Origin of the sequence: Streptomyces sp. UNOB3_S3 (assembly GCF_020740895.1) — a bacterium.
Lineage (GTDB): Bacteria > Actinomycetota > Actinomycetes > Streptomycetales > Streptomycetaceae > Streptomyces.
Genome location: NZ_JAILXP010000280.1, coordinates 1 through 9,663, shown reverse-complemented (window position 1 = coordinate 9,663; position 9,663 = coordinate 1). Strand labels below are relative to the sequence as shown.

Sequence of the window (9,663 nt, the reverse complement as noted above, 5' to 3'; positions counted from 1 at the left end):
CCGCACCCCCTCCCCGTCCGGCGCCGTCGGCGGCATGCGGCCGACGTGCGCCTCCGCGACCGGCAGCAGCTTCTCCAGGAACCCGCGCAGGCACGCGGTGGTCTCCTGGACCTCCTCGTGCCGGGGCAGGGCAGCGGGGTCCGCGATCGCGCGGCGGATGGCGTCGGCGACGTAGCGCGACATCGCGGTCGCGGTGTCGTCTTCGGAGCCGCTGACGGCCGGTCCCTTCATACGTGTGGCTGGCATGCGACGGACCGTATGGTCGCGGCGGCGACGCCCTCATCAGGATTGCACGGGATTGCGCGCCAATTCCGAGCTGGATCCGCCCACTTGACGTTGCCGACCTGCACCGCAAGGCTTGTGCAAGCTACCGCAACCCACTCTGCATGGGAGGCAGGCATGGCCCTACGATTCGTCGGCATCGACCCGAACACGGGCGACGGCGAGTGCCCCACGGTGTGGTTCGACGAGGACAGGCAGGAGTTCGTCTTCCAGGGGTGGAAGGCCGGCGGGGAGCTCCTGGGCAGGTGCCTGGAGACCGGCCCCATCCCGCCGACCGAGGCCGTGGTCCGGTTGCCCGCCCGCATGGCCCAGACGATCAGGGAGGCCTGTGATGCCGCAGAACGTGCCCGGCTTTGAGGAACTGCTCCGCGGCTGCGAACGCTCCGCGGTCCACCTGGAAACACGGGACACGTACGCGGTGGACTACGAGAAGTCCGGCTTCGCGGCCTGGAAAGCCGGATACCGGCACGACCCCACGGACCGTACGACGTGGTGGCGCCCCTGGCTGGACCTCGTGACCGAAACCGTCGGTCGTGGGGTGACGATCCGCCGGGCCCGCATCGTGTCCGAGCCCGTCAGCGAGTACATCAGGTACGAACACAGCGGCACGTTCACCAATGTCGCGGCCGGCGAATCGGTCCGCTGGCTACCTCGTCGGCGCGCGTCGGACCTCTGCCTGCCCGGCAATGACTTCTGGGTCTTCGACGACAGGCTGGTGAGGTTCAACCACTTCACAGGCGACGGCGCGTCGGCGGGCGGCGAGATGCGCGAGGAACCGGCCTTGGTGAACCACTGCGCTTCGGCGTTCGAAGCCGTCTGGGCCCGCGCCGTCCCGCACGAAGACTTCCACGTATAGGGCCCGATACGTGACAGCCGGCTCATGAACAGGTCTCCTTCGTCCAGCGCCCAGGCCGCCCGCGAAGCCGTTGCGTCCAGGCTTCGCGAGCTCCGGTTGGACGCGGGGCTCACTGGGCGTGAGCTGGCTGCTCGCGGGCAATGGCATCCCGCGAAAACCTCCCGGATCGAGAACGCCAGGACCCCTCCGTCGGACGCGGACATTCGCGTATGGTGCGCCGCCTGCGACGCCGAGGACCAGGCAGCGGACATCATCGCCGCTTCTCGCACAGCTCATTCCATGTGGATGGAGTGGCGGCGCAAGCAGCGGACCGGGCTGCGCCGTTTGCAGGAGTCGTACGCATCGCTGTTTCAGGAGACACGGCTGTTCCGCGTCTATGCGTCGACGCTGGTCCCCGGCCTGCTGCAGACCGAGGGCTACGCGACCGCGCTGCTCTCGGCCATCACAGGGTTTCGCCAGATTCCCGATGATGTGGACGACGCCGTCAAGGCCCGATTGGCCCGGTCGCGAGTTCTCCACGAAGGCGATCACCGGTTCGCCCTGCTCGTCGAGGAATCCGTACTCCGCTACCGGATAGGTGATGCGGAAACCATGGCGGGCCAGCTCGGCCACTTGCTTTCCGTCGGATCCCTCCCCTCCGTCTCCCTGGGGATCATCCCGTTCACGGCAGACACACGACGGGTCTGGCCCATGGAAACGTTCCATGTGTACGACGACGAGCTGGTGTCCGTGGAGCTGCTGTCGGCCCGGGCGACCGTCCAGCAGCCCAGCGAGGTCGGCTTGTACGTAAAGGCGTTCGCGGAACTCGCTCGCATGGCGGTCTACGGCTCCAGCGCCCGGACGCTCATCGTCTCAGCCATCGAGGATCTGGATCGCACCGCCACCTGAAGGGTGATTACCGCTGCCAACGGCCGCCGCCCACCCCGTCACGGCCGGAAACCCACCTGGGCCGCCGGTAGCGCGGAACGGGAGGACCGGAAGGGCGGGGAGGGCGGGAGGGGTGTCGCGGACGCGCGGTGGTAGAGGGACATGCGGTAGATGCCCGACAGGGTGGACGAGGCGATGCCCGTCAGGAGCCACAGGACGACCACGCCGCCCGCCGCCGCGAGCATGACGGCTACGTCGTCCGTCTCGACCGCGAGGATCAGCGCCGCCACGCCGACGACCGCCACGAGCACGGTCGTCAGGAAGACCCGCGCGAATCCGGCGACCTGGGCGCCCAGCTCCCGCCGGCCGAGGGCCAGGGAGCGGCGCAGGGCCGTGAGCAGGCCGGAGCCCTCGGCGACGAGGACCGGGAGGGCGAAGTAGGTGAGCAGCGACCAGGACAGCCCGGCCATGTCGAAGAGCCAGGAGACCCCGGCCGTCGACTCGGCGATCTGCAGCAGCACCCCGACGGTGTTGCCGAGCACGCTCCAGCAGGCGAGCGTCGGCATGCGGCGCAGCATCGCGCCCAGGGAGGCGCGGATCGTGGGCCGGTCGTCCGCCAGCAGGGCGCGCACGGAGTGCAGCAGTGCCGCGGTGAAGTAGGTGCCCACGCAGGACAGCAGGGCCAGCAGGGCGAAGAGCCCCACGGTCTGAGTCGTCGTCGGGGTCTGGTTGTCCAGCGCGCGGTCCCGGATGCCGTTCAGGGGCAGCACCCACGCGGCCGCCAGGACGGCCGCGAGCGCGGCGACGTTCATCGCCGGGAAGCACAGGAGCGCCGGCCGGCGCCTCAGCATCCCGAAGGCCGTTCTGACGATTCCTCGTTTCATGCCACCCCTTTTCGGCCAATCAGACGCCGCATCCTTCCACAGCGGGCACGAGAGGCCACAAGCTCAGGTTGTTCTATTACTATGCAAACAATTGGAGGTGCCCAACCATGCACACCACACGTCGCGTTCTCGTCGCTGTCCTCCCCTACCCCCTCGTCTGCGCCGCCGTCGCCGGTGCCTATCGCTCGTTCCGCGACCGGCTTCCGCATCCCATGGCCACGCACATCGGCTCCGGCAACAAGGCCGACGGGTTCGACGATCCGGGGGCGTTCCTCTTCGTCTCCCTCGGCGTGCTCCTCGCCCTGGGCGTGGTGTTCGCGTTCCTGACGTGGTTGACGCGGTCGGCGCCCGGGCCGCAGCAGCGCGGGGTCGCCGCGACCGGGGGCGGTGTCGCCGTGGTGCTCGGCTGGATCGTCGTGGGCATAATCCGCGCCAACGCCGAGGTGGGCGTGGACGGTGACGCCGCCACGGTCTCGCTCCCCGGCTGGCAGGCCGGCCTGGGCTTCGCCGCCGCGGCCGTCTACGGCGTACTGGGGTGGATGCTCGCCGGGCGGGACGAGATCCCCGCCCCGGCCGGCGAGCGGGCGCCCGCCGGGGCCGCGCGGCTGCCCCTCGCCGCGAGCGAGAGCGCGAGCTGGACCCGTGTCGTCGGGGGGCGCGCGCAGCTCGGCGTCGGGGCGATGATGCTGGCCACGGCCGTGTTCGTCGGGCTCGTCGCGGGCTGGCCGGGCGGGCTGATCTGTCTCGGCTTCGGGGTGCCGCTGGTCGTCCTCTGCCGGGTGCGGGTCAGCGCCGACCGGCGCGGCATCACCGTCACGCCCGCCGCGCTGCCCTGGCCGCGCCTGAACGTACCGCTGGAGCGGATCGAGGAGGCCACCCACCGCCCTGTCAACGCGCTGCGCGACCTCGGCGGCTGGGGCTACCGGGCCCACCCCGGCATCAGCGGTATCGTGCTGCGCTCCGGCGACGCGCTCAGCGCCCGGCTGACCACCGGCAGCGAGTTCGTCGTCACCGTCGACGACGCGGCCACCGCCGCCGCCCTGCTCAACACCCTGGCCGACAGGGAACGTTCCATCGGCGGGAAGGTCTGACGTGCTGTTCCGGGTCGACCCCTCCTCCCCCGTCCCCCTCGGCGAGCAGATCGCCGGCGGGCTGCGCGGCGCCATCGCCGACGGCTCCGTGCGTCCCGGCGAACGGCTGCCGTCCGCGCGGGAGGTCGCCGCGTCCCTCGGCGTCAACATGCACACCGTGCTGCGCGGTTACCAGCAGCTGCGCGACGAGGGCCTCATCGAGCTGCGCCGGGGGCGCGGGGCCGTGGTGACGGGCGGCCCGTCCCCGGAGCGGGCGCGGCTCGCCGCGCGGGCGCGGGAGCTCGTCACCGAGTCACGCGCGCTCGGCCTCTCCGATGACGACATCGTCGACCTCGTCCGGACCGTCCTGGGATGACCGCCGCAGCGCCCGCCGCAGCCCCACGTTCCCGATCAGGATCCCGCCGTCCACCGGCAGCGTCACCCCCGTGATCCACGACGCGTCCGGCGAGGCCAGGAAGGCCACCGCCGCCGCGATGTCCTCCGGCCGGCCGACCCGCCCCAGCGGGTAGTGCTCGGCCGCCCGGTCCAGCGAGTCCTCCCGGCCCGCCCAGCCGGGGGTGCGGATCGTGCCGGGCGCCACGAGGTTGACGCGTACGCCCCGGGCCGCGCAGTGGCCTGCCAGTGTGCGCGTCAGGCCGGCCAGGCCCGCCTTGGCCGCGCTGTAGGCGTGGTTGCCGAAGTCCTGCTCGCCGTTGACCGAGCCGACGCTGACGACCGAGGCGCGGCCGCCCGCCGCGGCCAGCAGGGGCATGGCGGCCCGGACGCAGCGGAAGGCGCCGGTGAGGGTGATGTCGAGGTCGCGGGCCCACGCCTCGTCCTCGAAGTCCTCGACCAGCGGCGGGTCCGGGTGGAAGGAGTACGCGTTGTTGACGAGGACGTCCAGGCGGCCGTACCGCTCGGCGGCGAAGGCCACGGCGGCCTCGACGGCCGTCCTGTCGCCGATGTCGCAGGCGAGGGCGTCGGCGGTGAGCCCGTCCGCCCGCAGGGCCGCCGCGGCCTTCGCCGCGCGCTCGCCGTCCAGGTCGGTGACGAGCACGCGCGCGCCCTCGGCGGCGAAACGGCGCGCCGTGGCCTCGCCGATGCCCCGGCCCGCGCCCGTGATGAGTACCGCATAGCCCTCGAACCTTCGGGTCATGCGGCCAGCTCTACCCCGCCGACGGCCGGCTCTACCCCTTCAGCGACCGCGCAACCGCCCGGACCAGCGCCTGGGCGCGCGGGTCCGCCGTGACGTTCTTCTGCATGCCGTTGGTGACGTAGCCGAGGGCGATGCCCGACTCGGGGTCGGCGAAGGCCAGGGAGCCGCCGCGGCCGGGGTGGCCGAAGGAGCCGGGGGCCAGCAGCGGGGACGCCGGGCCGTGGAGCATGTAGCCCAGGCCGAAGCGGGTGTTCACGACGAGGACGCGGTCCGGGCCCGCCGACTCCTCCGTCCGCGCGAGGGTCAGCGTCGCCGGGGCGAAGAGCCGGCGGCCGCCGTCGACCGGGCCGATCAGCGAGGCGTAGAAGCGGGCCAGCGCGTCGGCCGTGGCGATGCCGCCGGAGGCGGGCAGCTCGGCGGCGCGGTAGGCCGGGTCGTTCTCGTCGGCGGCGGGGGTGATCGCGCCGAAGGCGCGGCGGGTCAGCGAGTCCGGGTCGCGGTAGGCGTCGGTGACGGACGCCTTGGGGCGTACGCGCAGCCCGGCGCCGGCGGGCGCGGCCGGGGCCTCGATATCGGCGATGCGGCCGACACGGTGCCGCTCGGCGTCCGGCAGGCCTATCCACAGGTCCAGGCCCAGCGGCCCGGCTATCTCCTCGGCCACCCACGTGCCCAGGGACCGCCCGGTCACCCGCAGCACCAGCTCGCCGAGCAGCCAGCTGTACGTCTGGGCGTGGTAGCCGTGGTCCGCGCCGGGCTCCCAGGCGGGGGCCTGGGCGGCGAGGGCGCGCGGGCCGCTGACGCCGTCGACGGCCTCGGCGGGCGTGAGCGGGGTGTCCAGCACGGGCAGCCCGGCGCGGTGGGCGAGCAGGTGCCGGACGAGGACCCGCTCCTTGCCGGCCGCCTTGAACTCGGGCCAGTACGTGCCCACGGGCGCGTCCAGGTCCACCTGGCCGCGCTGGTGGAGCAGGAGGAGGACGGCGGCGGCGACGCCCTTGGTGGCGGAGCGGACGATCTGGGCGGTGCCGTGCCGCCAGGGCTCCTCGCCGCCGTCGGCGTCGCGCGTGCCGGCCCGGAGGTCGGCCACCTTCCGTCCGTCCCGGTAGACGGTCACGGCCGCGCCGCGCTCACCGCGCCGTGCGAAGTTCTCCACGAAGGCGTCCCGGACCGGCTCGAAGCCGTCCGTCACCGTGCCCTGGACGTCCACCACTGTTTTCCGCTCCCACTGTGCCGATCGCTACAAAACCATCCACCATGGTGCAACGTGTCCGGAAGTGGTCGTGGACGGGGGTCGCCTTCCGCCGGGTCGCCTCCGAGGTCATCCCCGTACGACCGCCGTGCGCGGGTCGAAGCCGAACGGCAGCTCCAGACGGTGGGCCCGCATGGTGTCCTCGTCGCACAGCAGCTCCCCGGTGGGCCCGTCGGCGGCGATGACCCCACCGCTGAGGATCACCGATCGCTCACACAGCTCCAGCGCGTACGGCAGGTCGTGGGTGACCATGAGCACGGTCACGTCCAGGGAGCGCAGGATGTCGGCGAGCTCACGCCGTGAGGCCGGGTCGAGGTTGGAGGAGGGCTCGTCGAGGACGAGGATCTCCGGCTCCATGGCGAGGACGGTGGCCACCGCCACCCGGCGCCGCTGCCCGAAGGAGAGGTGGTGCGGGGGCCGGTCGGCGAAGTCCGCCATGCCGACCCGCTCCAGGGCGGCGTGGACCCGCTCCTCCAGCTCCGGCCCGCGCAGCCCGGCGGCGGCCGGGCCGAAGGCCACGTCCTCGCGGACGGTCGGCATGAACAGCTGGTCGTCCGGGTCCTGGAAGACGATGCCGACCCGGCGCCGCACCTCGGCCAGGTTCGGCTTCGTCACCGGCAGCCCGGCGACCCGCACCGAGCCCACGCCGCCGCCGAGGATGCCGTTGAGATGGAGGACGAGGGTGGTCTTGCCTGCGCCGTTGGGGCCGAGCAGGGCCACCCGCTCCCCGCGCCCGACGGTCAGGTCGACGCCGAAGAGGGCCTGGTGGCCGTCGGGGTAGGCGAAGGCCAGCCCGGAGACCTCAAGGGAAAGGGGGGTCATGTCAGGGTCCATCCCGTCGTTCATCCGGTCGTCCATCCGGTCGTCCATCCGGTCAGGCAGACCGCCAGCGCGGCCAGCGGCAGCGCGGCCGCGTGCGTCCACTGCGCACGGGTCGCGGTCACGTCGTCGATCACGGGCATCGTGCCCGTGTACCCCCGGCTGACCATCGCCAGGTGGACGCGCTCACCACGCTCGTACGAGCGGATGAACAGCGCCCCCGCGGACTTGGCCAGCACCCCCCAGTGGCGCACCCCGCGCGCGGTGAAGCCGCGCGACTCCCGGGCGATGCGCATGCGCCGCATCTCGTCCGTGACCACATCGCCGTAGCGGATCATGAAGGACGCGATCTGGACGAGCAGCGGCGGCATCCGCAGCCGCTCCAGCCCCAGCAGCAGCGCCCGCAGCTCGGTCGTCGCGGCCAGCAGCACCGAGGCGGCGACGCCCAGGGTGCCCTTGGCCAGGATGTTCCAGGCGCCCCACAGCCCGGGCCCGCTGAGCGACAGCCCCAGGACGTCCACCCGCTCGCCGGGGACGACGAACGGCATCAGCAGCGCGAACGCCACGAACGGCACCTCGATCAGCAGCCGCCGCAGCAGGAAGCCGTACGGCACCCGGGCCACGCCCGCGACGGCCGCGAGCAGCAGCGCGTACAGCCCGAAGGCCCACACCGCCTCGCGGGGCGTGGCGACGACGACGAGGACGAAGCAGAAGACGGCCGCGAGCTTGCAGTGCGGCGGCAGCTCGTGGACCGGCGACCGGGCGTGCCGGTAGAGCTTGTGGGCGTGTCCGGCGCCCATGTCAGACGCTCTCGGAGACGGGAGCCGCGGATTGCGTCCGGCTCCGGCGGCGGCGTACGACCACGAAGACGCCCGTCCCCACCGCGAGCGTCGCGCCGACGCCGATCACACCGGCCAGCCCGCCCGAGATCCGGGCGTCCGGGACGTCCTTGACCTGGTAGTCCGCGAGCGGGGAGTCCTTGGCCGCGTGCTCCTCGGTCCTGGCGTCAATGCCCTTGTCGTGGGCGACCTTCTCCAGGCCGTCCGGGCTGGTGGAGGCGTAGTAGCTGACGAAGCCGGCGAGCGCCAGGGCGAGCACGAGACCGACGGCGGCGATCTTGCGGACCGGGCGCGGGGCGGCCTTCGACACCTCGACGGGGACCACCGTCCCGTCCGCCTTGCGGATCTCCAGCGGCTTGGCCAGCCCCCGCGCCCCGTAGACCAGGTCGGGGCGGACGGCCACGACCGCGCCCACGGTCAGCGCCGTGATGACGGCCTCGCCGACGCCGATGAGGACGTGCACGCCGACCATGGCCGTCGCGACCTTGTCGATGGGCACGTCGGTCGTGCCGCCCAGCGCGTAGATCAGGGTGAAGGCGCCGGCCGCCGCCGGGACGGACACCAGCGCGGCCACGAAGGCGGCGGCGGTCACGGAGGAACGGCGGCGCGGCAGCGCCTTCGCCAGCAGCCGGAAGAGGGCGTATGCGACGACCGTCGTGACCACGGCCATATCGGTGATGTTGACGCCCAGGGCCGTGAGCCCGCCGTCGGCGAACAGCACGCCCTGCATCATCAGCACCACGGATATGCAGAGGACCCCGGTGTAGGGGCCGACGAGTATCGCCGCGAGCGCTCCGCCCAGCAGATGGCCGCTGGTGCCCGCCGCGACGGGGAAGTTCAGCATCTGCACGGCGAAGATGAACGCCGCCACCAGCCCCGCGAGCGGCGCGGCCCGCTCGTCCAGCTCCCGTCGCGCGCCGCGCAGGCAGACCGCGACGGCGGACGCCGCGACGGCCCCGGTCGCCAGGGACACCGGGGCGTTGATGAACCCGTCGGGTACGTGCATGACGGTTCTCCGTCTCTCCGTCTCACCGGCCGCCTGGGCGGCCGTGATGTCCGGCCGTTCGTCCGGCCGTGAACCGCTCGATGATAGGGGCGTCCTGCGAATGGGTGGCAAGAGCGTGTGCGGCGCGACTGCGCGCCCCTCGCCAGGGCCCGCGCCCCACCCACGGAACGGATGGTTCACCCTCCGGGGCCAGTCGGGTGATTCGACACCCTCTCAGGCATATGTCCCGTTCATCGGTTCACTCGTCATAACGGCCATCTCTGCTCTGCCCTTGCCCGCGGAGCCATCGAAGGAGGTCCCATGCGATCGCAGGACATATCCGTGCGCCGGTACCGGCGGCCGTTCCTCGCGTCCACCGTCACCGCTGCCGCCCTGCTCCTGGCAGCGGCTCCGGGCACCACCGCCCGGGCCGTGCCACCGTCCGGCACGGATCACGCGCGGCCCCGGGCCGCCGGGCTGCCCGGCGACTACGACGAGACCGCCTGTGAGGGCCCGGCACCGGACGAGGGGGACATCTACTCGCGGCCCCCCAAGCCCGGCCCCGAGTCCGACCCTCCCGGCGGCAAGCCCGCGAGGCCCAGTCCGTCCACCCCGCACGGCTCCCCGGAACGGGCCCCGGCGGCGGCGCCGTGCGGGGC

General features: G+C 72.9%; 12 protein-coding genes and 1 pseudogene. 6 read left to right on the top strand and 7 right to left on the bottom strand.

Features of this window, described 5'->3' with window-relative positions; all coding sequences use genetic code 11:
- Nucleotides 1-246: DUF6415 family natural product biosynthesis protein (locus K6I33_RS25620; protein WP_229356892.1), on the bottom strand; the 246-nt coding region annotated here is incomplete at its 3' end.
- 153 nt (nucleotides 247-399) lie between these two features.
- On the opposite strand from K6I33_RS25620, the gene K6I33_RS25615 reads away from it, so the two are divergent.
- The 3 genes from K6I33_RS25615 to K6I33_RS25605 are packed head-to-tail and all read left to right on the top strand — an operon-like array spanning nucleotide 400 to nucleotide 2,026.
- Nucleotides 400-639 carry a hypothetical protein gene (locus tag K6I33_RS25615; RefSeq protein ID WP_229356891.1) on the top strand — a complete coding sequence of 80 codons (240 nt, stop codon included), beginning with the start codon at nucleotides 400-402 and terminating at the stop codon, nucleotides 637-639.
- Nucleotides 614-1,138, top strand: coding sequence for a DUF6879 family protein (locus K6I33_RS25610; RefSeq protein WP_229356890.1), 525 nt, complete (start codon nucleotides 614-616; stop codon nucleotides 1,136-1,138). The genes K6I33_RS25615 and K6I33_RS25610 overlap by 26 nt, the downstream gene beginning before the upstream one ends.
- A gap of 24 nt (nucleotides 1,139-1,162) precedes the next feature.
- A complete protein-coding gene (locus tag K6I33_RS25605; protein WP_229356889.1) occupies nucleotides 1,163-2,026 on the top strand; it encodes a helix-turn-helix transcriptional regulator in 864 nt (287 codons plus the stop codon).
- Between the two features lie 38 nt (nucleotides 2,027-2,064).
- Here the strand turns inward: K6I33_RS25605 and K6I33_RS25600 are convergent, their stop codons facing one another.
- On the bottom strand, nucleotides 2,065-2,889 hold the full coding sequence (locus K6I33_RS25600; protein WP_229356888.1) for a DUF6159 family protein: 825 nt from the start codon (nucleotides 2,887-2,889) through the stop codon (nucleotides 2,065-2,067).
- Between the two features lie 107 nt (nucleotides 2,890-2,996).
- On the opposite strand from K6I33_RS25600, the gene K6I33_RS25595 reads away from it, so the two are divergent.
- On the top strand, nucleotides 2,997-3,980 hold the full coding sequence (locus tag K6I33_RS25595; RefSeq protein ID WP_229356887.1) for a hypothetical protein: 984 nt from the start codon (nucleotides 2,997-2,999) through the stop codon (nucleotides 3,978-3,980).
- 1 nt (nucleotide 3,981) lies between these two features.
- The gene (locus K6I33_RS25590) at nucleotides 3,982-4,335 is read left to right on the top strand and encodes a GntR family transcriptional regulator (protein ID WP_229356886.1); all 354 of its coding nucleotides are present in this window, start codon (nucleotides 3,982-3,984) and stop codon (nucleotides 4,333-4,335) included.
- Here K6I33_RS25590 and K6I33_RS25585 read toward each other — a convergent pair.
- The 5 genes from K6I33_RS25585 to K6I33_RS25565 all read right to left on the bottom strand — a co-directional run bounded on the left by K6I33_RS25585 (nucleotide 4,273) and on the right by K6I33_RS25565 (nucleotide 9,025).
- On the bottom strand, nucleotides 4,273-5,115 hold the full coding sequence (locus tag K6I33_RS25585; protein WP_229356885.1) for an SDR family NAD(P)-dependent oxidoreductase: 843 nt from the start codon (nucleotides 5,113-5,115) through the stop codon (nucleotides 4,273-4,275). The two genes, K6I33_RS25590 and K6I33_RS25585, sit on opposite strands and share 63 nt — an antisense overlap.
- Nucleotides 5,116-5,146: 31 nt before the next feature.
- Nucleotides 5,147-6,322 carry a serine hydrolase gene (locus K6I33_RS25580; protein WP_229356884.1) on the bottom strand — a complete coding sequence of 392 codons (1,176 nt, stop codon included), beginning with the start codon at nucleotides 6,320-6,322 and terminating at the stop codon, nucleotides 5,147-5,149.
- Between the two features lie 108 nt (nucleotides 6,323-6,430).
- Nucleotides 6,431-7,207: an energy-coupling factor ABC transporter ATP-binding protein gene (locus K6I33_RS25575; protein WP_374285813.1), complete on the bottom strand. Its 777-nt coding sequence runs from the start codon at nucleotides 7,205-7,207 to the stop codon at nucleotides 6,431-6,433.
- The gene (gene cbiQ, locus K6I33_RS25570) at nucleotides 7,204-7,980 is read right to left on the bottom strand and encodes a cobalt ECF transporter T component CbiQ (RefSeq protein ID WP_229356882.1); all 777 of its coding nucleotides are present in this window, start codon (nucleotides 7,978-7,980) and stop codon (nucleotides 7,204-7,206) included. Before cbiQ ends, K6I33_RS25575 begins: the two co-directional genes overlap by 4 nt.
- Nucleotide 7,981: 1 nt before the next feature.
- Nucleotides 7,982-9,025, bottom strand: coding sequence for an energy-coupling factor ABC transporter permease (locus K6I33_RS25565; RefSeq protein ID WP_229356881.1), 1,044 nt, complete (start codon nucleotides 9,023-9,025; stop codon nucleotides 7,982-7,984).
- A gap of 300 nt (nucleotides 9,026-9,325) precedes the next feature.
- On the opposite strand from K6I33_RS25565, the pseudogene K6I33_RS25560 reads away from it, so the two are divergent.
- A pseudogene (locus K6I33_RS25560) lies at nucleotides 9,326-9,663 on the top strand (hypothetical protein); the annotation flags it as partial.

Excerpts from the sequence above, each read along its gene's own strand:
- K6I33_RS25615 (WP_229356891.1), top strand. The coding sequence starts at position 400 with ATGGCCCTACGATTCGTCGGCATCGACCCGAACACGGGCGACGGCGAG.
- K6I33_RS25610 (WP_229356890.1), top strand. The coding sequence starts at position 614 with ATGCCGCAGAACGTGCCCGGCTTTGAGGAACTGCTCCGCGGCTGCGAA.
- K6I33_RS25605 (WP_229356889.1), top strand. The coding sequence starts at position 1,163 with ATGAACAGGTCTCCTTCGTCCAGCGCCCAGGCCGCCCGCGAAGCCGTT.
- K6I33_RS25600 (WP_229356888.1), bottom strand. The coding sequence starts at position 2,889 with ATGAAACGAGGAATCGTCAGAACGGCCTTCGGGATGCTGAGGCGCCGG.
- K6I33_RS25595 (WP_229356887.1), top strand. The coding sequence starts at position 2,997 with ATGCACACCACACGTCGCGTTCTCGTCGCTGTCCTCCCCTACCCCCTC.
- K6I33_RS25585 (WP_229356885.1), bottom strand. The coding sequence starts at position 5,115 with ATGACCCGAAGGTTCGAGGGCTATGCGGTACTCATCACGGGCGCGGGC.
- K6I33_RS25575 (WP_374285813.1), bottom strand. The coding sequence starts at position 7,207 with ATGAACGACGGGATGGACCCTGACATGACCCCCCTTTCCCTTGAGGTC.
- cbiQ (WP_229356882.1), bottom strand. The coding sequence starts at position 7,980 with ATGGGCGCCGGACACGCCCACAAGCTCTACCGGCACGCCCGGTCGCCG.
- K6I33_RS25565 (WP_229356881.1), bottom strand. The coding sequence starts at position 9,025 with ATGCACGTACCCGACGGGTTCATCAACGCCCCGGTGTCCCTGGCGACC.